We start from the raw sequence: 26,299 nt of genomic DNA, 5'->3' as shown, positions 1-26,299 counted from the left end.
TTGCCTAAGAGATCATAACCTGAATATCAAGCTCCCCGATGCCTTCCATCAAAAGAGGAATACTCAATGCTTTGCGCGGCAGGATGGACATACCCTCGGACTTCATCAGCTTCGGCGGGGTAATGTCTACCGACACCCCTTGATTGGAAAGAATAGTACTGGCATTGCCGCTGATCATATTGCCCAGCTCGGAAATGGCGCTCTGGCCCATCTCATCCATCTCTGTTATCACATAACCGCCCATCATGGCCGACACCATCTTAAGTGCTACCGGTTCGGCAATCCCGAAGATAATATTCCCGCTGAGCTGACCTGTCATTCCTACTTGGATCCATATATGATTATCGATCAGTTCAATATCCTTAATCCCCAGCATACCGGTGGACGGCGAGACTTGGATCACCTGTTCAATTACAATGCGCGCAGACTCTAAAAACGGATTGATTACTTCTGCTTTCATGAAAGTGCTGTCCCCCTCGACCAGTCTTTAGTCATATACCAAAAGTCCTAAGCAATAAAATTTATTATACTTCATATATCGGCATTATTCACCAAAAATTAATGGTCTTGTCGAATGATTTCTGAAGATAGTTTGGAGCGCAACATTGCCCTCCCGGGAGGAATCTCCTATAATTTAATCAATAAACGTAAGATCTGCGGCGTCACACCCTCCGAGTGCAGCACTCACAGCGACCCTTGTACCTATCTGCTTTGTCAGAATCCGCGGCTTGCAGACTCTAATTCTGGAAGCCGGCATGTGCGCATACGCCCTCCGGAAAGCTGCGGCTTTCCCTGTTTGTACAAATATACGGCGGCACCATCCGGTAGCCATAAGGGGGACAGTCCATGAATATCAGCCAGCTCGAAACATTGATCACCATCTCCAAAACCATGAGCTTCCGCAAGGCGGGAGAGCTGCTCAACCTGACGCAGCCGGCGGTCTCGGCCCAGATCAAAAGCCTGGAGGAAGAGTTCAAAACGCAGCTTGTTGACCGGAACCAGCCGGTGACGCTGACGGACAGGGGCAAGGTCTTCCTCGCCCACGCGGAACAGATTGTCGGAATCGTAGATGAGCTTAAGCAGCGCCTTGCCGATCTCGAAGAGAATCCCCAAGGGCATATTATTCTCGGTACGACCACCTCCATCGCCATCCAGATTCTCCCCAGGGTGCTCTCCTACTTCCAGGATCAGTTCCCTCATATCAAAACCTCGATCTCATCCATGTCCTCCTCCCAGATCTACCAGCAAGTCGAGAACGGGATTGTGGATGTAGGCATCGGCTATCTGATCGGCCGCAATCCGGGAATGACGACCTCGGTCCTGTATTATGATACTTTTGAACTGGTGGTTTCGCCCCGCCATCCGCTGGCCCAGGTCAAAACAGCCGGGATCGAGGCACTGGGCACCATCCCGCTCATCCTGCTCTCACCGGATACGGTCGGCCGGAAATTTGTCGATGAGGTACTGGCGAGGCACGGTATTCAGCCGCTGGTGATTATGGAGCTGACCAGCAGTGAGGAAGTGAAGCGGATGGTCGAGCTTGATCTGGGAGCGGCGGTCATCTCCAAGCAGTCTGTCACTGCCGAGGTCAGAAGCGGAACCCTGCGGATCGTCCCGATCATCGAGCTTGAGGTTACCCATCCTGTAGGTGTCATTACCAAGTCGGGCAAGTATGTCAACTCTGCGATGAGACAGTTCCTGAGCGACCTTAAGGGAATGCCCGAGACCCAGTTCATCGGCTCAGAGTAACCTGCACCCTATTTCGCCATATTGGCCTAAGGAGATGTTCCGATTATGAAGTTCGACCTGCATACCCATCATTTCCGCTGCGGCCATGCTGACGGCACGATCCGGGATTATATTGAAGCCGCAATAGCGGCGGAGCTGGATGTCATCGGTATTTCCGATCATTCGCCTTACTTCGGAAGCCCGTCCGAGCAGGCTTTTCCGCGCATTGCTATGGCCAAGTCCGAGCTGGTCCACTATGTAGAGGAAGTATTGTCGCTGCAAAAAGAATACGAAGGCCGCATTGATGTTCTGCTCGGCATGGAATCCGACTTTTTCCCGGAGCATGCGGAGCTGTACCGCAAGACCTACGCCGCATACCCGTTCGATTATATAATCGGCTCCGTGCATCATGTTGAGGAAGTCAGTATCTTCAACCAGGGCCGCTGGAAGGGGCTTGCCCCCGCGCAAAGGCTTGCCTCCAAAAGCGAGTACTACCGGCTGATTGCCGAATCCGCACGCAGCGGCATCTTCCAGATTCTCGGCCACATCGATGCCATGAAGGGGAACTATCCGCCTTTCTCCGAGATCGCTGCCCCCAAGGAGATTGACGAAGCCTTGCGCGTAATAGGCGAATGCGGCCCGGCCATCGAGATCAACACCTCCGGCGGCACCAAGCTGTGCGGCGGCTGGTACCCTTCCGATGAGATTCTGGAGCGGGCCCTGCACTTCGGCGTGGAGGTCAGCTTCGGCTCCGATGCCCATCTCCCTGCCCGTGTTGCCGACCAGCGCAATCAGGTGGCTGCACGGCTGAAGGAGATTGGATTCGAATATTGGGTCTATTACAAGCGGCGCGAGAAGGTTAAGGTCGCATTGTAGGCAGTAAGTGGGCGGGAATTCTCCGCGTACAACCAGCACCGCGCAAACAGGCAGCGTAACGGGACACTCCCCGTCACGCTGCCTGCTGCTGTGGTGCTTTTTTGCGCTGTACACCTAATACTGTGCTTATTCCTTATTCAGATTCTCACAGGTGAAGCCCTGCTGCTTCAGCGTACGCTGCGAGTCCCCATACTGCGGATTCAGAGCGTAGAAGCGGGCAATCATACTGGTCCAGCTCCGCTCCGTCAGCCCCTGGGACTTGAGCAGCTCCCGGTGAGTCTCATTATATTCTTCGATCAAGTGTTGCTGATCCGGGTTATAGACCTCTTCATGATACACAGCTGCTATAGGCAGGCGTGAACCCTTCGGCTGTTCTCCCGCCGGATAGCCGATGCAGAGTCCGACCACCGGGAATACATACGCTGGCAGCTGCAGCAGTTCAATCACCCCTGCCGTGTTACGGCGTACGCCCCCAATCGGGATAATCCCCAACCCCAGCGACTCGGCAGCAGCTACTGCGTTCGATAGTGCAATGCCGACATCCGTAGCCCCAACGAGCAGCGCGTCTATATCCGCAGCCGTTTCGAACGGCTGGCCTTCCAGCTCCGCCGCAAGCTTGGCCCGGTGAAAGTCCATGCAGAACACCAGGAATACCGGTGCTTCCGCCACATGCTTCTGGTTACCGCTTAGCGCCGACAGCTGCTGCCTGCGTTCCTCGCTGCGTACCGCAATCATCGATACTTGCTGGCCATTCACCCACGACGGTGCCGCCTGGGCTGCCTCAATAATCGTCTTCAGCTTCCAAGGCTCCACCGCCTGCCCGCTGTAGTTACGGAATGAACGGTGGTTCATAAGTAATCTAATCACATCATTCAAAGGTTCATTTCCTCCCCCATCTATACTTGTCCATGTACCCTCTACACTATCATAGCCCAATCCACTCGGAGACTGCCAGCACACAATGTTTGATACCACAAGTATGGTGGCTGCAAATCTAGGTGTACTAATGCTCCTCATTCGCTCGTTGAGCCGACTTCCGGCCGATCCCAAGGGATTTATTCCTCTCATCGGGGGCCCAGGCCCGCACACGGCCAAAAAAAATGGACCCGAATCATCGGGTCCCAACAGCAGTTATATTTTCAAAAGGGGGTCATGTACTTAGTTTAACCGCTGACTGTTAGAGTTTGATAACGGCATTATTTCAATTGTGTAACAATGTGAAGACTTTCATTACGTCGCCCGAGCCGTCCGCCATCGGCAGGGTCCGCTCCAGGGTCAGGCCGTTCCTCAGCATGACCTGAGCGGACCGGTAATTATCCCCACGGCAGCGCCCCTCGACCTTCCTCAGGCCGAGTTCCCTGAAACCGTAGGCCAGCAGCAATCCCAGTGCCTCGGTTGCATACCCGCGACCCCACCATAACGGATTCAGCATATAGCCCAGCACCGCCTGGCCCTCCTGCCGGTTCCAGTTCTGCAGGGAGACTGAACCGATCAGCTCCGGCTGGCCTAACATATAGATTCCTGCATGCAGCGCGCCGGGATCATAGCCGTGCAGCATCCGGTTCACCAGCTTATCCAGCACACCCTGCCGGGAAGTCGATCCATGGCGCAGCTGAATATGCGGCTGCACCTCAGGGTGGGAGAGCAGCGACTTCAGCAGCGCTCCGTCGCCGGACGCCATATTCTTCAGTTCTACCTTAGAACCTTGCAGTGACATCCCCATGATCATCTCATAAGTGCTCATGAACTTCTCCCTCTTCTTCTCCCGCCTATCGCGTCCCTCTCTTGCAGTCCGGCTACCCCCGGCGCAGAGTCAGCACGGTAAGCTCCGGGCGGCACAGGAAGCGCAGCGGCATCAATGTCTCGCCGAAACCCCTGTTCACATACACTGGCATGGCCTTATTCTCTGTATAATACAAGCCGTCTATGTATTTCTGAGATCCGTAGGGCGTGAACGGCGCGCCGACCAGCGGCAGGCGAATCTGACCGCCGTGGCTATGCCCCGAGAGCTGAAGGTGAAACGGGTACGCTTCCGCCACATCGGCGTAATCCGGCTCATGCATCAGCAGCACCGTGAAGATGCCGTCAGGAATATCCCGGATGGCTGCCTCCGGGTCCGGCTTGCCGTGCAGCATGTCATCCAGTCCTGCTACGGCAATCGTCGCTCCGCCTTGCTTGATCAGATAAGACTCGTTCCGCAGGACGCGGAATCCGGCCTCCGTCAGCAGACGGGTCAGCAACTCCGTATTCTTGTAATCATGATTCCCGAGGATGGCATACTTCCCAAGCGGAGCCTGTAGCTCTGCCAGCAGGGGGACTGAGTCGGTCAGATCCTCGGCATAGCTGTCTACGATATCCCCGGTGAAGCAGATCAGATCCGGCTGCTCTTCCTTGATATGCTTCGTCAGCCGGGCCAGATCCTTCGCATCCTTGTTGAAGCCCAGATGCACATCGCTGAAATGGACCAGCCGGGTCCCGGCGAACGCGGACGGCAGCTCCGCAAGCGGCAGCTCCCGGCGGGTCACCTCTAACCAGTTCGGCTCCCCCTGCCAGGCATAGCCGCCGGCGAGGAGACCCGCCCCTACCACCGCTCCTGCTCCCCGGGCCAGGAACTGGCGGCGGGTCATCTTGCGGCCGCTTCGGCCTTCCGGCTTCGGGGGGCCTGTTCCCGCGCCATCGGCAGCAGCAGGAACTGTACGCTCGGGAGAGCCTCCGAACGATTTTTTCATAGGGAGATTCTCCTCTCTGTCTTGAATTCTAATCGGGTTATTGCCGATCCGCTACGGCTTCATCCACTTTGTCATCAATATCTACTTCAATGGCCGCCTCAATCTCTTCCTCCGTGGTATTTACCCCAAGAATCTTGCGGAACAAGCCCAGCATGGACAGCGCATAGGCGACCGTAATGAAGCTGAAGCAGATCTGCATAACTACAACCAGCCTTGAGGTATTGTCTATGGGAGCTATATCTCCGTAACCGACGGTCGTAAAAGTAGCCACGCTGAAATAGAGGAACGTAATCAACTGGCTAAGCAGATCCTGGCCCAAGCCTTCTCCCTGGAACGAGGACTGTCCAAACAGCTTATATATCGATGTATATACGACTGTAAAAAAAAGAATGCAGGTGAACGCAGCGATGCTGATCCGGACCAGCGTCTGCTGCATTCTGACTTCCTTATTGTTGGAATCCCTGATTTCATGGAAAATAAACAGAATATAAAACAGGACTGAGGCCAGGACAAAAAACAGAATCAGTCCGCGCAGTCCCCGGTTGCCGGGCACAATCGTCCCCAGATCGATCAGGTTCAGCAGATCCTCCACCGAGATCAGCGCATAGATCAGAATAGGAGCAAGCAACACGCCTCTGCCCATCCAGTTCAGCTTCAACCGGGCAAACCTCACTACCAGGAATACAATGACAATGATATTAAAAGCCCAGATCCACCATGCCATGGCTTTTACGCTCCTGTTCTATGCTCCCGGCTTCCCGCCGGGAAGGTCCTTATCCGGTCCGCTTATGACTCTGATCCGGCATTCTTCCTCAGGAGCCTCGCGGTAGGCAAGGGCAATACCCTTAGCCTGAATGTCCTTGCGGCTGACCCGCCGCTGCTTGAAGCTCACTTCAACCTCCTGTGTGAACGGGAACGGGGTCAGGGTCAGCGTAGCACTGTCCTGCCACTCCGCCTCAATGGCACGGCCGGAGGTGAAGCTGAACTCCTCACTGCCGGAGAAGCCGTCTGCGAACCAGGGGTGCTTCTCGGATTCGGCGCTGCCCGGCCTACTAAGCGCCAGGAACAGCGACAGATCATCGCAGAATTGCAGCAGTCTGGCGTCATAATACAGCTCGCCTTCTTCAAGCGGTTTGCTCTGCTCCAGCGCCCGGTGGATACGGGCACGTCGGTCCGCTTCATCCTCCAGATATTGCGTCAGCTCCGGGCATTCCTCACCCGACACCTCAATCAGCCGTTCAAAATGCGAGCTGCACAGCAGCGCCCCGTATGGCGTCTCCGCTTCCACCTCATCGATTCCCCGTCTATAAAAGGTCAGCTTCGGCACAACCGGGAAATCGAGGAAGCTGTAAGGCAGCCCCTCCGCATCATTCCAGAACGGTGTCTCATCCAGATCAATCCAGCCCCGGTCATGGTTACTTACTGCCCACAGTACCTCAGCCCGGCGGCCTTCCGCGGGCGTATGCTCTTCCTTGAACCACTTAGCAAATTCTCCAGCCAGCAGACCGTGCTCATGCTGCTTCGTCATTACAAGCGTTCCATCCTGTTCACGGCAAATCACAGTCATTCCTCCCCGTTATCCGCTGTCAGACGGTTATCTTCAGCTATGTAGATTATAACATATTCACCTATATTTATCGGAACCTGTGGACGTATGGCTATTCTATGCAGCTACAGGCTTCTCATTACAGGCTGTCTACACATGTACCCTTTTTCCAGCCGGCCAGAAACATCCTTGACCTGTTACTATGCCAGACGCAGCCAAACAGGCCACCCAGGATTGACACCTGAATGGCCTGCTACAATTCTGATTATAGAGAAATGGGCTACATTGCCTCAGACACCCAGCCAGCGCTTGAACATATGCTTCGTCGTCTGCTTGTTGATCTCGGCAATGGAGGTCGTGAGCGGAATGCCCTTCGGGCAGGCCCGCACACAGTTCTGCGAGTTGCCGCAGCCGTCGATCCCGCCGTCTTCCATGAGCGCATCCAGGCGCTCTTCAGCGTTCATCTCACCTGTCGGGTGAGCGTTGAACAGCCGCACCTGCGAGATGGCTGCCGGCCCGATGAAATCGGTCTTCTCGTTGACATTCGGGCAGGCCTCCAGGCAGACGCCGCAGGTCATGCATTTGGACAGCTCATAGGCCCACTGGCGCTTCTTCTCCGGCATGCGCGGTCCCGGACCGAGATCATACGTGCCGTCAATCGGAATCCAGGCCTTGACCCGCTTCAGGGCATTGAACATCCGGCTGCGGTCAATCACCAGGTCGCGGACGACCGGGAAGGTCTTCATCGGCTCAATGCGCACCGGCTGCTCCAGATTGTCGATGAGCGCTGCGCAGGCCTGACGGGGTTTGCCGTTGATGACCATGGAGCAGGCGCCGCAGACCTCCTCCAGACAGTTGGATTCCCAGCATACAGGAACTGTATTATCGCCTTTCGCGTTCACCGGATTACGCTGAATCTCCATCAGCGCGCTGATCACGTTCATCCCCGGACGGTAGGCAAGCTCGAACTCCTCCGTATAGGGGCTGGTCTCCGGTTCATCCTGGCGGGTAATAATAAATTTCACATTTTTGGGAGCTGCTGCTGTTTCCGCCATGTCAGTTACCTCCTAGAAAGTTTGGTTAGTCTAACCTGTCAGTCCTTCGAGTAATCCCGTACGCGCGGAGGAATCAGCGATACATCGACTTCCTCGTAGGAGATCTGCGGACCGTCTGCTGTCCAAGCGGCTTTGGTGGTCTTGAGGAATTCCTCATCATTGCGCGTCGGGAATTCCGGCTTGTAATGTGCGCCCCGGCTCTCATTGCGCAGGAGGGCTCCAAGCGTCATCGCCTCCGATAGCTCCAGCATGTTCCACAGCTGGCGGGTGAAGGCCACGCCCTGGTTGCTCCAGCGCGAAGTGTCGCTCATATTGATATTCTTGTAGCGTTCCTTCAGTTCTTTGATTTTGCCGATGGTCGCTTCCAGCTTCTTGTTCTCACGCACCACGGTCATGTTCGCCGTCATCCATTCGCCAAGCTCCTTATGGATCACGTAAGCATTCTCTGTACCAGTCATCCCCAGGAGAGACTCATATTTATCGGTCTGCGTCTTGTGGAAGCTATCGAACACCGTCGAGGAGATATCCTGCACTGATTTCTTAAGGCCCTTGATGTATTCCACAGCCTTCGGACCAGAGACCATCCCGCCATAAATGGCAGAGACCAGGGAATTCGCGCCCAGACGGTTGGCCCCGTGGTATTGATATTCACATTCCCCTGCCGCGAACAAGCCGGGAATATTCGTCATTTGATTATAGTCGACCCACATGCCGCCCATCGAATAATGCACAGCCGGGAAGATTTTCATCGGAATCTTGCGGGGATCATCCCCCATGAACTTCTCGTAGATCTCAATAATGCCGCCCAGCTTGACGTCAAGCTCCTTCGGGTCCTTATGCGACAGATCCAGGTAGACCATGTTCTCGCCGTTAATGCCCAGCCCCTGATCCACACACACATTGAAAATCTCACGGGTAGCAATATCGCGCGGCACCAGGTTACCGTACGAAGGATATTTCTCTTCAAGGAAGTACCACGGTTTACCGTCCTTATAGGTCCAGATCCGTCCGCCTTCACCGCGCGCCGATTCCGACATGAGCCGCAGCTTGTCATCGCCGGGAATCGCCGTCGGGTGAATCTGAATAAATTCCCCGTTCGCATAATGCACACCCTGTTGATACACGGCGCTTGCGGCGGTTCCTGTGTTGATGACCGAATTCGTGGTTTTGCCGAAAATAATTCCCGGACCGCCGCTGGCCAGAATGACCGCGTCCGCCGGGAAGGTCTGAATCTCCATCGTCTTCAGATTCTGGGCGCTGATGCCGCGGCAGACCCGCTCATCATCCAGAATCACCGAGAGGAATTCCCAGTTCTCGCTCTTGGTCACCAAGCCTTCCGCTTCCCAGCGGCGCACCTGCTCATCCAGCGCATACAATAGCTGCTGGCCGGTAGTCGCCCCGGCAAAGGCTGTGCGGTGGCGCTTCGTTCCGCCGAACCGGCGGAAGTCGAGCAGCCCCTCTGGGGTACGGTTGAACATTACGCCCATCCGGTCCATCAGGTGAATAATGCCCGGTGCCGCTTCGCACATGGCCTTCACCGGAGGCTGGTTGGCCAGGAAGTCGCCGCCGTAGACGGTATCGTCGAAATGCTCCCAGGGCGAGTCGCCCTCGCCCTTGGTATTCACGGCGCCATTGATGCCGCCTTGAGCGCAGACGGAATGTGATCTTTTGACAGGGACCAGTGAGAATAGATGTACATGCGCGCCGGATTCAGCGGCCTTAATGGTAGCCATCAGGCCGGCCAGACCGCCGCCCACGATGATGATATCGGCTGATGCCATGATTGTTCCCCTCCTACAAGTTAATAGTTCTCTCTTCTATTACTAAATAAAGCTGCGCAGCGACTGCATCGCCACGGCTGCCGTTTGGAATTCATCGTTACGGAAGGTAACCAGCGACAGGACGAACATGAAAGTAACGATAACGAAAATACCTAGGCAAAGTACGGACGATACTCTCTGCGAACGCGGCCCCACCGTGATTCCCCAGCTGATCAGGAACGACCATAGACCGTTGGAGAAGTGGAAGCAGGCAGCCACGATTCCGACAATATAGAGAGTCATCAGCAGCGGCTGGGTCACAATGTTATGCATCACTCCGCCAAGCTGATCATGCTCCACCTTGCCGAGCGCTACCTGGACGCGGGTGTCCCACAGATGCCAGACAATGAAGATGAAGGTGACGACTCCGGTAATCCGCTGCAGCGTATAACGCCAGTTGCGCTCAAGATTGTAGCGGTTCAGGTTCGGCTTCGACTGGTACGCGATGTACAGGCCGTAGACTCCATGGTACAGCAGCGGCAGCCAGATGCCGAACAATTCCAGGAAGAAGACAAGCGGCAGGCTGTTCAGCCACAGCACACTGTCTGTAAAGCCAGAAGCGCCACCCTCTACTGCTGCGAAGTTCGTCAGCATGTGCTCAAGGAAGAATGCCCCGAGCGGGATAACGCCGAGCAAGGAATGAATCTTTCTGGAATAAAATCCTCTCATGCAAAGTGTCCCCTTTCCATATAAAACAGCGTTTTCACAAGTCTTTTTAAAGAGCATACACCGCCGGGAGTACAGTTGAAACAGGGCAGCGGCAGGCTTGATTTACCGGCTAATAGTCTGTTTGCACCACTATCCATTGTTTTCCCGGACTTTGCTGAATAATTCACAATATGTGAATATCCTGTGTCACTTTTCATGTTACTCTTTTTTCGCTTATAAGGGAATTGCAATCTAATTATTAATCGTTATACTATAATTGCATAAGAATATTTTTAATATGATAATAATTCTCATTTATCTTCATTAATAACATACAATCCAGACTTGTCTTCCTGCGCATCAGGGGCAACTCTGCTCATCTGCTATACTTTTTATCACAGTTGAATGGGAATTTGGGAGAGAGAGGAGCACTATGAAATGTATGATGATTTAGATGCTTTTGCTGCGGTGGTGGAGCATTCCAGCCTGAATCGGGCCTCGCGCCAGCTCAACCTGTCCCAGCCGGCCCTCTCCCGCAAAATCTCCAAGCTGGAGGAGCGGCTCGGCGTCGCCCTGTTCAACCGCTTCGGCAAGCGCCTGGAGCTTACAGAGGTAGGCCGCCTTACCTACACCTATGCGCTGGAGCAGCGGCAGCAGCGTTCCAAGTTCCTGGAAGCGTTATCGAAGTTCAAGGAAGGCGAGCCGCAGCTCGTGACCTTAGGCGCCAGCCTGACCACGCTGCAGACAACCCTGCCTCCCCTGGTAAAAGCATACACAGAGAAATATCCGGCAGCCGAGCTGAAGCTCATCACCGGGAAAACCCATGAGATGGTTACCGCTGTCAGCGAAGGCAAATGCGATGTGGCCATCATCGCCTCCCAGGTCCAGGAGCCGGGGCTGCGCTGCATCCCGCTGTTCGAGGACCAGCTCCGGCTGGTCGTCTCCGAGCAGCATCCGCTGACCCTGACGCCGCGGCTCACCATGGAGCATCTCTCCCGGCTGCCGATGATCCTTTTCTCCAAGGGAACCTGGTACCGCCGGACGACAGATGATCTGTTCCAGCGCTGCGGGGTTGATCCCGATGTACGGATGGAGATCGACTCCTTCGAGGCCATCGTCCGTCTGCTGCCCACCATCAAAGCTGCGGCCCTGCTGCCGAATTCGTATCTGCGTCCGGAGCTGCTGAACGGCGGGGGGCTGGTCTCCCTGCACATCAAGGAGCTGGAGCAGACGCAGCGGACCACTTGCCTCATCTACCAGAGCAGCGGCGGACTCAGCACGGCAGCGCGCTGCCTGGTGCAGGTGACGGAGGATGTCTTCCTGAACAGCCGCGAGTAGCGGCGGGGAACACAGCAATCACCCGGCAAGCCTCCGTAATGCTACGGATCGGCCTGCCGGGTGAGGATACTGCCGGGTAATTTTTTTTGCTATACTAAGCCAGACTTACACAAGATTAACGGAACTTGCCTGCATCAATTGCCGCCTGCTTCTCATCGAGAATCTCCTGGTAGCCTGCCTCCAGGTACGTCTTCTTGGCCGCTTCATAAGTAGCATCGAATTCAGCCTCCGGAGCGAGCACCACCTTCACGTACAGCTCCTGGAACAGCGTATTCAGATCCGCCTTGTATTCGTTCACCTTCTCCAGCACCACATTGAACAGGGCATCCGGTGTACGGAATTCGGCAACCTCGTCATAATACTTCACCAGATCATCCGCCAGCGGCTCATAACCGGCCGGTGCCCAGTTGCGCAGGTTGGCCTTGCGGGTCTTGGCTTCATCCGGGTACTGGGCAATTTCTGTCACCAGACCCCAATAGTCCTTGTTATTGTTCTGTGCCAGCACCGCTTCGCCCTTATAATCCGGGTTCTTCAGCGCAATGCCGTCTGCGTCAAGCGTATAGTTCTCCCCTTCGATCCCGTTCTGGAACTTGAACAGGTTCTCCGGCTGGCTGAGCCATTCCAGATACATCCACACGGCTGCGCGTTCTTCCGGCGTGGATTCATAGTTAATTCCCATAATGAAGCCGAACGGCCAGTAAGCGCGTCCCTGAGGCTTGTTGCCTTCCGGAACTCCCGCATACGGAGGCACCACCGCAAATTCGGCATCCGGGTTATTCTGCAGCGTAGCCGCAAAGACATCAGTGTTGTTCGCCAGATAGAAGCCGAAGTTGCCGGTTTTACCTGCCACGAATTCAGCCTTAATCTTCGGTTCATCGTTGCGCAGATAGAATTCCTTATCAATCAGGCCATTGTTATACTGATAATTGAGGTTCCGCAGGTAAGCCTCAGTCTCCTCCGTAGTCAGATCGGCCACACTGAGATCGGAATACAGCGCACGATATTTCGCATCCACCGGCCATTTACGGAACGGATAGTTGAAGTTGAAGAAATTCTGCTGCAGATTGCCGCCGCTTACCCCGAGTCCGGCTTCCTTCCATTTGGCCAGCATCTCGTTATACTTCTCCAGCGAGGTCAGATCCTCAACCTTCATGCCTACCTTTTCCACCCAGTCCTTGCGGATAATGTTGACGAAGTTGTCGGCTTCAGGGCGGGCAGCGAAGAAGAAGGTCTTCTGATCGTCCACGGTACCATACTGTTCAATTGTCTCACCCAAGTTCTTCCAGTAGGTCGGCGCATAATTCTGGATCTCTGCATAGTCGAGCGGCTGCATCACATCCTCACCATAATAAGTAAGCGCTTGCGGCATATCATAGTGGAAAATAATATCCGGAGCCTTGTGCGAAGCCAGCAGCTGTTCGAAATCCGTTACTTCCTTGGAGCGGGTAATTGGCACATAGTTAACCTCTATATTATATTTGTCGCCGAACTCCGCCTGCACCCAGCGGGTATAGTAGTTATCGGACACGTTCCAACCTTCATAGGCACGCTCATAGACCGGAATGTCGAGCGAGACTTTTTTCTCGAAGCCCTTGGAATAATCAGGATAGGCCCCTTCGGCCTGGTTCGTAGCAGCGGCTGTCTCGGCCGGCTTATTGCTGGATTCGGCTGTATCCTTGGTGTTATTTCCACCGGAGCACCCGGCCAGCAGGCCGGCCGTCATGACGGATGCCATCATTAACGAATACACGCTTCTTTTACTCATCGCAATTCCCCCATTTTTTGAATTTTCGTAATTCCAAAGAATGACTATATACCAGGGACGCAGGATTACTCCTTGACGGCTCCGAGCATAACACCTTGAACGAAGTATTTCTGGACGAACGGATACACACAGAGGATAGGCAAGGTAGCGAATACAACGACTGACGCCTTCAGAACTTCGGGATTGCTGAGCTGCACCTGGCTGGCCTCCAGCTGGAAGCTTTCACTTGCCTGAATGACCAGATAATACAGCTTGAGCTGAAGCGGCCGGAGCGAGGTCTCATGCTTGATATAGAACAATGCGTCCTGATAAGCATTCCAGCGTCCCACCGCATAGAAGAGAGCGAGTGTCGCCATAATCGGCTTAGATAACGGCAGCACAATGCTGAACAGAATCCGGAAATGCCCGGCACCGTCGATCCGCGCAGATTCCTCCAGACTGACGGGAATGCCGCTGGTCAGCGAGGTTTTCATAATCAGCAGATTGAAGGCACTGAAGGAGAGCGGCAGCACCAGCGACCAGATGGTATCCATCAGCCCCAGATTATTGATGTTCATATAGTCGGGGATAATGCCTCCGCTGAAATACATGGTGAACAGGAAGATGAAGGTGATCACCCTGCGGCCCTTGAACTGGGTTCTGGACAGCGGATAGGCGGCGCAGATGGTCAGGATCATGCCCAGAATGGTGAACAGCACAGTCACGATGACCGAGATGTACAGGGAACGGAGGATACTGGCATCCGCGAAGATTTTGTTATACGCTTCAATGGTGAAGCCCTGCGGCCACAGAAAGACCTTGTTGGCAATGACGAAGGAGTCAGAGCTCAGCGATTTCGATACGACATGAATGAATGGCAGCAGGCAGAATAGCGAGATGATAATAATGACGAGGCGGATCAGCGTTTCCCAGATATCGATACGTGCTTTATGGGGTGCGGCAGTGCCTCCGGCTATGGCTTTCATGGTTCCTCTCCTTTCTACAAAATCCCATCCTCGCCAAGCTTCTTGGCTACGCGGTCCGCGGAAATGACCAGAATAATCCCGATGACGGACTGGAATAATCCGATGGCGGTCGCCCGGCTGAAATTACCGCTCTCAATCCCCCAGCGGTACACCAGGACCGGTATGGTGGTGGTGAACTCCGTGGTGGCCTTATTCTGCAGCGCATAGATACGCTCGAAGGAGCCGTCCATTACTTTGCCCAGCGCCATAATCAAGAGCGTCACAATCGTTGCCCGGATCGATGGAAGGGTGATATTCCATACCTTTCTCCAGCGGCCTGCCCCGTCCACCGTAGCCGCTTCATACATCTCAGGGTTGATCCCGCTCATCGCCGCCAGATAGATAATCGTGCCCCAGCCCATGCTCTGCCAGACCCCGATCACGAGATAGCTAATGAGCCAATTCGTATCCTGCTGCAGGAACGGAATCCGGGTGCCTCCCATCAGTTCTATGAGGTTATTGACAACGCCGCCCCCCTCACTGAGGAGCTGATAGGCGATGGCTCCGATAATGACCCAGGACAGGAAGTGGGGCAAATAGAGCACCGTCTGATTGATTCTTTTGAACCGTACACTCTTGATCTCGTTCAGCAGCAGAGCCAGCACAATCGGCATCGTGAAGCTGAAGCACAGGTCGAGCACGTTCAGCAGCAGGGTGTTGCGGACGGCCCGGATGAAATCAGGCTTGGCGAACAGGTCCTGGAAGACCTGCAGTCCGGCCCATTCACTACCCCAGAAGCCTCTGGCGATCTTATAGTCCTTGAAGGCGATTACAAGTCCGGTCATGGGCAAATATTTGAATACGATGACAAAAGCCAGCGGAAGCATCACCAGCAGATAGAGCTGCCAATCCCGCTGTAAATAATAGCTGAACCCCTGTTTCCTTCTTAATAATGGACTGTGATCCGTTTGTGAAGCGCTTGCAGCTTTCAACATATTCACCTCCTGCCTTGAATTCTCTTGCCGGCTTCCGGCTATTATTCTCCGGCCTGGCTCCTATGCTACCGCCTTTGCCGGGTCTTGAATATCATGAGTATTGATGATCACCTATCACAATTGATTGCCAATTGATTGCCGCCCGGCACTCCTGGCCTCAGCCGCAAGAGAATAATCAAAACTGATAGGCATTCCCAAAATTAATAAAGCGCTTTCAATTGGGAGGGGAGCAGGTACAAGTCGGATAGAAAGGCATGGCGAGGGATGGGGCCAGGGGGGATTGGGGATGGATCGTAGAACGGTGAGGAGCTATTTGGAAACGATGAGGGAGCAATTAGGGAGAGATGAGAGCTAACAGGGGGCGATTAGGGAGCTATGAGAGCTATCAGGAATGATTAGGGAGCTACTGTTGCTCACCCCGCCCGCTTTTGACTAATATAGATTTGTACACTCCTACTTTCCACGAACTCAGGGGCACTTGTGCTCTTCATTTACTCAGTTGGCCAACTTTTCTGAAATTCAGGGGCACTTATGCTTCTCATCCGCTCACTTTCAGCACTATTAGTGGGATTTATCCCTTTCATTTCCGCATCCAGCCCACTTTCGGCTCCATTAGAAGTATTTATCCCTCTCATTTCCACCTCCCGTCCACTTTCGGCTCCATCAGAGGGATTTATCCCTTTCATTTCCGCATCCAGCACACTTTCGGCTCCATTAGAGGGATTTATCCCTCTCATTTCCGCATCCACCCACTTTCAGCACCATTAGAGGGATTTATCCCTCTCATTTCCACCGCCTGCCCACTTTCCACCGACAAGCCGAAAAACCAAGATCCTTGAAACGAGATACCGGTCCGCCGGGGATGGGTTTCTAATGGTTTCTACGGGTTTCTATGAGCTTTTATGGTCTTTTATCACCATCTATGAGCTTTTAGGAACTCTTACTCTTAGCTGACTTGTAGCCGCTTGGCGGCATGCCTTCATACTTGCGGAAAAAGCGGTTGAAGCTCTGCACATTGGCGTAACCGACCTCTGCGGCAATCTGCTTGATTGTCAGCCCCGAATCCAGCAGCAGCTCCTTCGCCTGCTCGATCCTTAGCTGATTGACGAAATCAATCATGCTGCTGCCGGTCTGCTCATAGACAAGCTTACGCATGTAGGAGTAGCTGATGCCAATCTGCTTGGCCATGTCCTCGAAGACAATCTCTTCGCGGTAGTGCTGCTTCAGGTAATCCATGATCCGCTGCGCATAATTGGTCTCATGGGTGCTGCGATCCAGGCTCTGTACAATCTCACAGTAGAAATCATACAGGTACTCCTCCAGCTCATCCAGCGTATCCATCGCGGCGAGAATCGAATACACGTTGCCCCGGCCCATAATCATCCTTCCGGTTCCGAGGTGGTTCTCCCGGAGATGCTTGATCGTCGCGCCCATCAGCTGATGATAGATGAACATAATATTATCGTAGGAGATATTATCCTCTGCGGAGATCTGGCTGCGGATGCTCTGCAGCTCCTTGAAGATTCCCACCAGGTCGCCGGCATCCAGGAAATTCAGAATTCGCCGCTCGCTGCTCTCAGAGTCAACATACTTGCGGCTGTTATCCTCCCCGTCATGCCAGTACATGATGCTTCCGGCCCCCTTGATCATCCTACGCTTAATCACCTCCATCGCTTCGAACAGCCGCAGCGCCACCCTCTCCGGAGCATCCGTCCGCTCACTCACCCCAATCGTGACCGAATGCTCCAGCAGCTCAAGAGACTGATCGCGGATCTCCTCCAGCGCCTGATGAATCAGAGTACTATGCGCCTCCCCCTCCTCCGGAGCAAAGTTCAGTACAATCACTGTACAGCCCTCATTATGGTAGACACAGCGGGCCACCAGCCCCTCAGGGAAAACATTCTCATACTTGGCACTCAGCAAATACCGGTGATAACTGCGCGTCTCCCCATTGGTATGGCCCACGTATCTTCTATATTGGTCGATGGAGACCACCACCACTCTGTAACAGGCATGTGGAAAAACCTCCGTGATCCGCGGCGGAATCTCACCGCGCAGCAGACGGTGCACGGCCAGACTGCGGGTATCCTGTTCACGCTCCTGCAGCAGCTGGAACAGGCTCTCTTCCTCCTCCTGCATCCGTTTGAAGGCCAGATCCAGGAAGGCCAGCTCATTCTTGTTCACTACGCCCAGATCCATCTTCGAGCGCATCGTCTGCACCAGTTGCCTCAGGGGCCTGGACAGCCAAGTGGCCAGGAAGATGGCCAGCAGCGTCCCCAGTACAATGATCGCCCCCGTCAGCAGAATAATATTCCCCTGCATCTCCCTGGATTTGGTCATTAGCTCATCCATGGAGCTCCAGCTTACATTCCACCACCCGGACAAGGAGGAACGGCTCCAGGCATACACCGTCCGTTTGCCCTCCAGCTTGCGGAAGGTGTAGCCTTCACTGGCTTCCTGATTCAGAATCTCCTGTAAGAAGGGCAGCTTACGGCTGTCGGAGAGCAGCATGGACCGGTCATTGAAGGAGATCACCGTACCCGCAGCATCCAGCAGCAGGTAGTTGCTGTCACCCACCTCGGTAGCATGCAGATATTTGCCGATCTGGCTCTCCTTCATGTTGACGACAATCACTCCCCTGGTGGTGGTGGACAGGCGGTTGAGGGGGTACACATAAGACACCACGTTCTCGCCCGACGGAAGCTTACGGGGCACCCATACCCCGCTGATCCCCCTGCGCCCCTTAAGCGCTTCTGTGATCCATCCGATAGGCTCATAGCGGGCAAGCGTCGTGATGCTGCTGTCGGTGGAGAAGACATAATCCGAATCCTCCAGGACAAAGAATGAAGAGTACACACCGTCCACCCGGCGGTTCAGGTTCAGCAATTCCTTGGTGACAGACAACGCCAGACTTACATTGTTATAGTTGGCGTTAATCTCATCGTAGGTCTCGAAGCTGCGGATACGGTCAAAAATATTCGTCGCCGCCAGACGCGACGTATCCTGGGCCAGATTAGCCAGCGCGTTCTCGTTCAGCCTGCGGTTGGCATTAAGCCCGGCCAGCGTGGATTCCCCGATAGCCGCTTCAGAGTTCTGTATAATCTGCGAACCGCTGTACCAGGTCAGGACTGCTGTAGGAATAGCCATAATGCAGAATAGAATCAACGCCAGCTGCAGGATCATCGGTGTTTTTTTCATCACGTATCCCCCTAAGGATTTCTATGTTACCGCTTACAATATTTTATTTTATCATTTCAGGATACATTTTACATATGTGTATAGGAAAATTTTTCAACCCCGACGCGGCATGTTACAGGCTGGTGTCAGGCATTCTGATGTGCGGCTGCAGGCTTACGCCGAAACAGCAAAAACGCCTGGATGCCTTGCCATCCGGGCGTTTTTAGCTTTCTTTTATCGGGATAGGCTAGCTGGCAGGAAATCCTTACTCCGCATTCACCGCTTCATCCTCAAACTCCTCGATGCTGTCGTTGGAGCCGATCACCACCATGATGTCTCCCTGATGCACATGATCATGCGCAGTCGGGGCCACGATGATGCCATCCTCGCGGTTCAGGGCAATGATGCTGCAGCCGTATTTGGCACGGGTGTTCAGCTCGGAGAGGCTTTTGCCGTTCATGCAAGCGGGCACCGTCAGCTCAACGACCTTGTAATCCTTGGAGATCTCGATATAATCGAGCAGATTCGGCGTCACCAGCTGATGAGCCACACGGATACCCATATCCCGCTCCGGGAAAATCACCCGGTCTACCCCCAGCTTCGACAGCGCGCGGCCATGCAGAATGGAGATGGCTTTGCCGACCACCTGCTTGACGCCCAGCTCCTTCAGCAGAATCGCAGCCAGAATACTCCGCTCCATATTATCGCCGATCGCCACAATGCCGCAGTCGAAATTACGCACCCCGAGGGAGCGCATAATCCCTTCATCCGTAGCATCTGCCATGACTGCATGGGTCAGCCGTCCGGTCATCTCCTCCACCCGCTCCTCCTGATGGTCAATGCCAAGCACCTCGTAGCCCATGGACATCAGCTCCAGCGCCAGACTTGAGCCGAAGCGGCCCAGGCCGATTACAACAAACTGCTGTGGTTTCATGACTTGATTCCCCTATCCAATTATCATTTTGCCTTCCGGATATTTATATAATGGTTTACCCTGTCTCGGACCGAGCGCATACGCCAGCGTCAGCAGTCCCAGCCGTCCGGCGAACATGGTCAGGCAGATCAGAATCTTGCCGACCTGCGTCAGCTCCAGGGTCAGTCCCAGACTCAGTCCGACATTGGCAAACGCTGAGATTGTCTCGAACAGAATCATCAGATAAGGCAGCCCCTCTGTAGTCGAGAGCATCATCGATACCGTAACGATCAGCAGCAGCGCCAGCAGCGTAATGGTCAGTGCCTTGAACACGCGCTCCTGAGCCAGCCGGTAACGGAAGAGCACGATGTCTTCGCGGCCGCGCAGCATGGAGATTACAGCTCCGATCATCAGCGTGAAGGTTGTGGTCTTAATGCCGCCGCCGGTAGAGCCCGGGGAAGCGCCGATGAACATCAGGATCACGATGAAGAACTGAGTGGCCTGACGCAGTCCCGTGATATCCAGTGTGTTGGCCCCTGCCGTACGCGGTGCCACCGATTGAAACAGGGAGGCCCATAGCTTGCTCCCGAGATTCAGCGGTCCCAGGGTCCGCGAATTGGTGAACTCGAAGATGAAGATGACCACCATTCCGGTCACAATCAGTCCGGCTGTCATCGACAGCACCACCTTGCTGTGCAGCGACAGCCGCCGGGTGCGGCGGAAGTCGGCCAGATCGGAGATTACGATGAAGCCGATTCCCCCGGAGATGATCAGGAACATAACGACCAGGTTAATGACCGGGTCTCCGACATAGCTAATTAAGCTATGATCATGCCCGCCGAACAGATCGAATCCGGCGTTATTGAACATCGACACCGCGTGGAACACCCCGTAGTAGACCGCGCGGCCAAACGGCATATCCACCGCCCAGCGGATGGACAGGAGAAGCGCTCCCGCAGCTTCAATGACCAGGGAATAGAGCAGCACCTTGCGAATCAGCCGCACAATCCCTTCCATCGAGCTCTGATTCATGGCTTCCTGAAGAATTAGCCGGTCACGCAGTGATATTCTGCGCCTGAACACCAGCGCAAACAGCGTGGCCATCGTCATGAACCCGAGCCCGCCAATCTGGATCAGCACCAGAATGACCGCTTGTCCGAAGCCCGTAAGATGGGTACCGGTATCCACTACAGCCAGTCCGGTCACACAGGCGGCAGAGGTGGCTGTGAACAGCGCGTCCATGAAGCGGAGCGGCTGACCGGGTACGCTGGATACCGGAAGCATAAGCAGCAACGTGCCGATGAGGATGACCGCAGCAAAGCTCAGCACCAGGATTTGCGGAGGAGCCAGCTTCAGGAATCGGAAGCCGGTGATCTTGGAAGACGGTAACGCCAAACTTCTCATCCTTTCAGGGTTCCTTATTAGAAGTTACGAATCAATCAGTATCAGATAAGCATACAAAATTATATACGTTATTGCCTAACTTCACAAAGACTCATTTTGACATGGGGACAAAAATAACAAGCCTTTAAGCATAAGCCGGGACTTCTTCACGTAAAAGGATAATAAGGCATTTCTTTGTACCTGCCCGGCATGTAATACTATAATGGATGGATGAGAGCATTTTATTTCAAGGAGGCGTTCCATGAATCCCGTCGGCCAGCCCCTGCATCAGCGGCCCCTTACTACCAAACTTATCCTAGCCGGAATTCTAGGACTCATTCTATTTGTCATGTTCCAGATCGCTCCACAGCTCCTCTCCAGTTCAGACGGGGATACAGCCATTCTCAGCAAAAGCGAAATCCGGGAGAAGGCCGCCGCATTCGCTGCCGGGCAGCTCGGCTATGAAGCCGCAGCCGGAGATGAATGGGTGATCCTGTACAAGACGGACTCTTCCTTCTACGGCTATATGTCCCGTGAGAAGCTGCTTCCGGACTATTCCAAGAATAAGCTGGACCAGCGTTATCCGTTCGATGTGTACCATGCGGTACTCTATACGTCCGGAGAGGCGGCAGCCAGGCTGGCAGTCGATCTCAATATGTATACCGGCGAGCCTGTGGCTTTTGCTGTTGGCGCCGATGCCGACGCTGCGTCCGGGCTGAGTTACGGGGAGCGGCCCACAGCGGCAACCAAACGTACAAGTACAGCCAATCCTGTAAGCAGCATACCGGATCTGAGCCTGGAGGCAAAAGAGAGGCTCGCCCTTCCCTGGCTGAAGCTATGGGGGGCCAATCCTGCCAAGCTGAAGATTGAGGCTAACCTTGATGGATACGGGCTTGTCTATTCCGACAACTCCGTCACCATAGGTGAATTACCGCTTAAGTACCAATTCAATTATCTGAACGGCGAGGTCTCGTACTTCCGTGCCGGATTCTCGGCTCCCGCCTGGCATGATACTTATGTGGACGGGCAGACCTCGCTTGCCAAGAAGCTCACCTTGTTCGGCTACGGCCTGCCTACCCTGCTGCTCGGTATCCTGGCGATGATCTACGGCATTCTGCGCAGGAAGCATACTTCCTGGAAGCGCGGAATTTTCCTGAGCTCCGTCCATTTCCTGATCATGATGGTCAGCAGCTACAATGTGGTGTCCGAATCCGGCAGCGGCAGCGCTGAGGCAAGAGTTACAGCCGTAGTCATGTTCATCATCTACGTTCTGTACAGTCTGCTGATGTCGCTTCTGCTCTACTTCTCCCTTGTTGGAGGGGACGGCTTGTGGCGCTCTGAGGAGAAGCTGAATCCTTGGCCCCGGGCCTCCGAGCCCGGCTACGGCCACTATGTACTGAAGAGTATTCAGGCTGGTTATATCTGGGCCTTCATCTTGCTTGGCGTACAGACCGTCATGTTCATTATTCTGTCCTATACGCTGGATAACTGGTCCACCACTGACGCCAGCCAGTCGCCTTACAATATGAAATATGCCTGGCTGCTGCCGATTGTAGCCTGGCTGGCCGGGCTCTCGGAAGAGGCGGTCTACCGCCTGTTCGGGATCCGAATGCTGAAGAAGCTGGTTAAGAATACGCTCATCGCTTCACTGATCACGACCTTGATCTGGGCACTCGGACATACGCTCTACCCGATCTATCCCGTCATCTCACGGCCGATTGAGCTGACGGTCATCGGCCTCCTGTTCAGTTATATTTTCATCCGGTACGGGTTCATCGCGGTGATGTTCAGCCATGTGGTATTCGACAGCATCCTGATGGGGGCTACGCTGATCTTCATGCAGGATAAGGTGAATGTAGGGGCAGGCATCGTGACCATCATCCTGCCGTTCATCGTCGGTTATCTGGTATACCGCTTCAATCCTCCACGGGAGCCGAAGCCGGTAGAACCTTTCTCTACTCCATAAACACCAGCAGCGGCTGCGCCTCCTGATCAGGGAAAGCGCAGCCGCTGCTGCTGTATAGCTATAGCTGTCATGACTCTTCCGGCACAGAATGATACGGACGGTAAGGAAAGCGGAGCCGGATCAGCGTTCCTTCGCCCAGAGAGCTGTGAATAGCTACGCCATACGGTCTGCCGTACTGCAGCTTGATCCGCTGGTCCACGTTGCGGATACCGTAGCCGATCCCCTGGCCCGCAGGCTCAAGAATCTGTCCGATCAGCTCCTCCTTCATCCCCAGCCCGTTATCCTCCACTTCAAAGACCACATCCCCCTCTTCCATGTAAGCACGGATAACCAGGGAGATTTCATCGTCATACCAGGCATGCTCCAGCGCATTCTCCACAAACGGCTGCAGAATAAATTTCACGCTCTCGCTCTCCAGCACCTCCGGCGCTACAGCATAGGCCACATGAATCCGGTCCGCATTCTTAATCCGCTGAATGTCGAGATACGATTCCGCGATCTGCAGCTCCTGCTCCACGGGAATAATCATCTCCCCCCGGTGCAGCGTCAGCCGGTAGAACCGGGCCAGTGAACGGATGACCTCATGCAGCTTATCAATCTCCCCGAGCTTGGCCATCCGGCTGATGGAAGAGAAGGTGTTATACAGGAAATGCGGGTTCATCTGGGAATGCAGCACCTGCAGCTCGGTCTCCTTTTTCTCCAGACTGACGACATAGACCTCATCGATTAACCGCTGAATGGTTGAAGCCATCTCGTTAAAAGCACTGCCGATCTCCGCAAACTCATCATTGCCCCGGACCGGCATCCGCTTGTGGAAGTCCCCTTCCTGAAAAGATTTCAGGGAAGACACCAGCTTCTGGAAGCTCCGCGAGAAATACTGGGACATCGCCAGACTGATCAGAAAGAGCAGCACCAGGGTAACCAGACAGATGCCGATGGTCACATTGCGGACCTGCTGTGAATTCTTCTGCAGCGAAGCATATGGAATCCAGGCCACTACACTGGCCGGCATATTGGTAACCGGCTGTTTGATCTGCATATAAGAACCGGGCTGCTTAATATAACCTGAAGCGGCTGAAGCCAGCGGCTCAGGGATAACCCCGTTCGGGGAGCTTGTGAACAGCAGGCGGTCTGCGTTATCCACGATGAACAGGATGCTGTCCTCGCCCAGCTGCCCCGAGACTGCATCAGAGAAGATGTATTTCATATTCGCCGTCATTTTGATCAGACCATTCAGCTGCAGGGTATCGTAGTTGATCAGGGGCCGCAGGTAGGAGATGCTGCCATCCGCCTTGTCATTGCCCGTCTGCCGCCATGCACTGGAGCCGTAATGCAGATCGAGCCTTCTGTACCACGCTTCATCCTCAATGCGGTCCATATGAAACAAAGAGTACTTCCGGACATCTTCTGCTGCACTATCGTTGTAATAGAATTCCCCGACATCAGGATTACTTACATAGACGGAGAGCTCGACCTCAGGGTCCGGCAGATTCGCCGCATTCTTCAGCCTGGGGAGGATATACTGCGACATAATACTGTATCTCTCCCAGCCGGAATGATAGCCTGCCAGATAACGCGCCAGGGTCTGGTCTGCATACAGCTCATCGGTGCTGCGGACCATATCCTTTAGCCGGAAATCCACGTTGCTGGCCATTTGCTTGACAGCCACCTCCAGATTGCTTCTGGTATGCTGCTCGGTGGAACGCACAGACGACAGGTAGGCATAGCTGCCGATCGCGATGATCGGTGTCAGCACCAGCAGCAGATAAGAAATAAGCAGCTTGTAGCTTATGGGAATGTATAAGGATTTCGCACGCTTCATCTGCATGCCGGATCAGCTCTGCTTTCTGTAATCAGCTGCGGTCATATTGAAAAACTCCCGGAATTGCCTGCTGAAATAAGCAATGTTCTTGTAGCCAACCTTATCAGCCACCTCGTAAATTTTGTATTGAGGCTGATCGAGCAGGAGAATCGCCTTCTCCATGCGGAGCCGCACAAGATACTCATTGAAGCTCTCCCCCGTGTGCTCTTTGAACAGGACCCCGAGATGATTCGGCGAATAGGCAAAATGGGCAGCTACCGCCCGCAAGGTAAGATTCTCTGTCAGCCTCTCCCGGATATAGGCTTCAATCCTCTCCATCAGCCGGCGGTTCTTGTGCTGCTTCTTCATGAACAGAAGCTCGGAAATCTCAAACAAGGTACACCGGAGCCAGCGTTTGATATCGTCAACGGTCTCCAGATGATGAATAACGTCCATCTGCTGCAGACTCTCGTAGGTCTCGTTGAGTGTCCCCAGGTAAGCCTCCAGCCGGGTAACGATATGAATAGAGAAATGATAGACCTTCACCGGATGCTCGAACAGCGCCGCCATTTCGAACAGCTCGTCGAGGCAGTCGCAAATATCAGCCAGCCTGTAGGCCGCCATGGCCCCGAACATCCCCTCCAGGACAACGCTCAGCTCCTTGATCTCCTGAACCATGCCCGGCTTGCTCATCACCGGCGGAATCACCCTGTTCTTGCCGATGAACATTTTGCCGTTCATATAAGCCTTCGCCTGGGAAAAGGAGGAGGCCAGTCCTTCCGGAGACCCCACCTCTGCTCCATAACTTACAGTGATCGTATACTCCGTGTGCTCACGGACCTTCTGCACCAGCTGCTGAAGCTGCTCTTCCAGCGTCAGGCGCTGCCCGGTATAGACGAAACCGAGCTGTGAACGGTTCAACCGGCACCATTTCCCGGCAGCGGCGGCGTCAATCTCTGTCCCGATGTATTGAAACAGCCTGTCCAGACCGGCATAGACATCCTCCGGCTGCTCCTGCACCCGCATCAGAACATCATCGGCCTCAATCAGCACCGCAGAAGCGCTGGAGAAGGCCAAATCGAGCGGATACCGGTCCAGGAAGGCGCCCAGCGTAGCCCCGTCAATGCTGCCCTCCAGCAGATGCTGCAGCACATCATTTTTGATGAAATCGAAGGAAGCGATCATCCCGCCGTCCTCCGGGCCCCTGCTCCGTTCCAGCTCCAGCTCGGCGGTAGCCGTGCGCAGTACACCGATCAGCTCCTCATCATCAACCGGCTTAAGAACGTAGGCATGGGCCTTCAAGTCGAGTGCCTGCTTCGCATAATGAAATTCCTGGTAGCCGCTGATGAAAACGATTTTGAGCCCCGGGTTCAGCTCCAGAGCCAGGCGGGACAGCTCCATACCGGAAACCGCCGGCATCCGGATGTCTGTAATCAGCAGATCAATCTCATGATTCTCGATATATTGGAGAGCGGCAAGCGGGTTGCTCTCACTGCAGACCACTTCAATCCCAAGCTCACTCCAGGGAATCAGGCAGCGCAGCCCCTCCAGGTCATAATTCTCATCATCTACCAAGACAGCTCCGTACATCGCAACCAGCACTCCTTCATGCGGA

The 26,299-nt window shown here is 54.3% G+C and carries 22 protein-coding genes; 4 read left to right on the top strand and 18 right to left on the bottom strand.

Annotation, left to right across the window (positions count from 1 at the left end; genetic code table 11):
* Positions 1 to 4: 4 nt before the first annotated feature.
* Positions 5 to 460: a chemotaxis protein CheX gene (locus tag MKY64_RS00760; protein WP_036727095.1), complete on the bottom strand. Its 456-nt coding sequence runs from the start codon at positions 458 to 460 to the stop codon at positions 5 to 7.
* A 386-nt stretch (positions 461 to 846) separates the two neighbouring features.
* Between MKY64_RS00760 and MKY64_RS00755 the strand changes: the two genes are divergently transcribed.
* Together MKY64_RS00755 and MKY64_RS00750 are read left to right on the top strand one after the other, a co-directional pair.
* Positions 847 to 1,749, top strand: a complete 903-nt coding sequence (locus tag MKY64_RS00755) for a LysR family transcriptional regulator (RefSeq protein WP_036701586.1) — start codon at positions 847 to 849, stop codon at positions 1,747 to 1,749.
* Between the two features lie 45 nt (positions 1,750 to 1,794).
* Entirely contained in the window at positions 1,795 to 2,604 is an 810-nt protein-coding gene (locus MKY64_RS00750; protein ID WP_340950457.1) for a histidinol-phosphatase, read from the top strand.
* Between the two features lie 126 nt (positions 2,605 to 2,730).
* On the opposite strand, the gene MKY64_RS00745 is transcribed toward MKY64_RS00750, so the two are convergent.
* The 8 genes from MKY64_RS00745 to MKY64_RS00710 all read right to left on the bottom strand — a co-directional run bounded on the left by MKY64_RS00745 (position 2,731) and on the right by MKY64_RS00710 (position 10,423).
* Entirely contained in the window at positions 2,731 to 3,471 is a 741-nt protein-coding gene (locus MKY64_RS00745; protein ID WP_340957992.1) for an NADPH-dependent oxidoreductase, read from the bottom strand.
* A gap of 334 nt (positions 3,472 to 3,805) precedes the next feature.
* Positions 3,806 to 4,348, bottom strand: coding sequence for a GNAT family N-acetyltransferase (locus MKY64_RS00740; protein ID WP_340950456.1), 543 nt, complete (start codon positions 4,346 to 4,348; stop codon positions 3,806 to 3,808).
* A gap of 52 nt (positions 4,349 to 4,400) precedes the next feature.
* Complete coding sequence (locus MKY64_RS00735; protein WP_076082256.1) at positions 4,401 to 5,333, bottom strand: metallophosphoesterase; 933 nt, start codon at positions 5,331 to 5,333, stop codon at positions 4,401 to 4,403.
* 37 nt (positions 5,334 to 5,370) lie between these two features.
* Entirely contained in the window at positions 5,371 to 6,057 is a 687-nt protein-coding gene (locus MKY64_RS00730; protein ID WP_340950454.1) for an ion channel, read from the bottom strand.
* A gap of 18 nt (positions 6,058 to 6,075) precedes the next feature.
* Positions 6,076 to 6,894 (bottom strand): DUF3891 family protein, encoded by an 819-nt coding sequence (locus tag MKY64_RS00725; RefSeq protein WP_340950453.1) that lies wholly within the window; start codon positions 6,892 to 6,894, stop codon positions 6,076 to 6,078.
* Positions 6,895 to 7,169: 275 nt separating this feature from the next.
* Positions 7,170 to 7,934 (bottom strand): succinate dehydrogenase iron-sulfur subunit, encoded by a 765-nt coding sequence (sdhB, locus tag MKY64_RS00720; RefSeq protein ID WP_036701591.1) that lies wholly within the window; start codon positions 7,932 to 7,934, stop codon positions 7,170 to 7,172.
* A 38-nt stretch (positions 7,935 to 7,972) separates the two neighbouring features.
* Entirely contained in the window at positions 7,973 to 9,715 is a 1,743-nt protein-coding gene (gene sdhA / locus MKY64_RS00715; RefSeq protein ID WP_036701593.1) for a succinate dehydrogenase flavoprotein subunit, read from the bottom strand.
* Between the two features lie 42 nt (positions 9,716 to 9,757).
* The gene (locus MKY64_RS00710; protein ID WP_209875953.1) at positions 9,758 to 10,423 is read right to left on the bottom strand and encodes a succinate dehydrogenase cytochrome b558 subunit; all 666 of its coding nucleotides are present in this window, start codon (positions 10,421 to 10,423) and stop codon (positions 9,758 to 9,760) included.
* A gap of 417 nt (positions 10,424 to 10,840) precedes the next feature.
* On the opposite strand from MKY64_RS00710, the gene MKY64_RS00705 reads away from it, so the two are divergent.
* Positions 10,841 to 11,740 carry a LysR family transcriptional regulator gene (locus tag MKY64_RS00705; protein WP_036701597.1) on the top strand — a complete coding sequence of 300 codons (900 nt, stop codon included), beginning with the start codon at positions 10,841 to 10,843 and terminating at the stop codon, positions 11,738 to 11,740.
* A gap of 115 nt (positions 11,741 to 11,855) precedes the next feature.
* Here MKY64_RS00705 and MKY64_RS00700 read toward each other — a convergent pair whose 3' ends face one another.
* The 7 genes from MKY64_RS00700 to MKY64_RS00670 form a co-directional block, all read right to left on the bottom strand.
* Positions 11,856 to 13,505, bottom strand: a complete 1,650-nt coding sequence (locus MKY64_RS00700; protein WP_340950451.1) for an ABC transporter substrate-binding protein — start codon at positions 13,503 to 13,505, stop codon at positions 11,856 to 11,858.
* Between the two features lie 65 nt (positions 13,506 to 13,570).
* Positions 13,571 to 14,470, bottom strand: coding sequence for a carbohydrate ABC transporter permease (locus tag MKY64_RS00695; RefSeq protein ID WP_340950450.1), 900 nt, complete (start codon positions 14,468 to 14,470; stop codon positions 13,571 to 13,573).
* A 14-nt stretch (positions 14,471 to 14,484) separates the two neighbouring features.
* A complete protein-coding gene (locus MKY64_RS00690; RefSeq protein WP_076082240.1) occupies positions 14,485 to 15,444 on the bottom strand; it encodes an ABC transporter permease in 960 nt (319 codons plus the stop codon).
* A 491-nt stretch (positions 15,445 to 15,935) separates the two neighbouring features.
* Positions 15,936 to 16,181 (bottom strand): hypothetical protein, encoded by a 246-nt coding sequence (locus tag MKY64_RS00685; RefSeq protein ID WP_340950448.1) that lies wholly within the window; start codon positions 16,179 to 16,181, stop codon positions 15,936 to 15,938.
* A 193-nt stretch (positions 16,182 to 16,374) separates the two neighbouring features.
* Positions 16,375 to 18,642 carry an AraC family transcriptional regulator gene (locus tag MKY64_RS00680; RefSeq protein ID WP_340950447.1) on the bottom strand — a complete coding sequence of 756 codons (2,268 nt, stop codon included), beginning with the start codon at positions 18,640 to 18,642 and terminating at the stop codon, positions 16,375 to 16,377.
* 244 nt (positions 18,643 to 18,886) lie between these two features.
* Positions 18,887 to 19,555 carry a potassium channel family protein gene (locus MKY64_RS00675; protein WP_036721939.1) on the bottom strand — a complete coding sequence of 223 codons (669 nt, stop codon included), beginning with the start codon at positions 19,553 to 19,555 and terminating at the stop codon, positions 18,887 to 18,889.
* A 12-nt stretch (positions 19,556 to 19,567) separates the two neighbouring features.
* Positions 19,568 to 20,938, bottom strand: a complete 1,371-nt coding sequence (locus MKY64_RS00670; protein WP_340950445.1) for a TrkH family potassium uptake protein — start codon at positions 20,936 to 20,938, stop codon at positions 19,568 to 19,570.
* 241 nt (positions 20,939 to 21,179) lie between these two features.
* On the opposite strand from MKY64_RS00670, the gene MKY64_RS00665 reads away from it, so the two are divergent.
* Positions 21,180 to 22,883 carry a CPBP family intramembrane glutamic endopeptidase gene (locus tag MKY64_RS00665; protein WP_340950444.1) on the top strand — a complete coding sequence of 568 codons (1,704 nt, stop codon included), beginning with the start codon at positions 21,180 to 21,182 and terminating at the stop codon, positions 22,881 to 22,883.
* Between the two features lie 67 nt (positions 22,884 to 22,950).
* Here MKY64_RS00665 and MKY64_RS00660 read toward each other — a convergent pair whose 3' ends face one another.
* Positions 22,951 to 24,711, bottom strand: coding sequence for a cache domain-containing sensor histidine kinase (locus MKY64_RS00660; protein WP_340950442.1), 1,761 nt, complete (start codon positions 24,709 to 24,711; stop codon positions 22,951 to 22,953).
* Positions 24,712 to 24,717: 6 nt separating this feature from the next.
* Complete coding sequence (locus tag MKY64_RS00655; protein WP_340950441.1) at positions 24,718 to 26,274, bottom strand: response regulator transcription factor; 1,557 nt, start codon at positions 26,272 to 26,274, stop codon at positions 24,718 to 24,720.
* Positions 26,275 to 26,299: the final 25 nt, after the last annotated feature.

It is taken from the genome of Paenibacillus sp. FSL R7-0210 (genome assembly GCF_038009085.1).
Classification (GTDB): domain Bacteria; phylum Bacillota; class Bacilli; order Paenibacillales; family Paenibacillaceae; genus Paenibacillus_AQ; species Paenibacillus_AQ silagei.
This window is presented reverse-complemented; position numbering and strand designations above follow the sequence as displayed.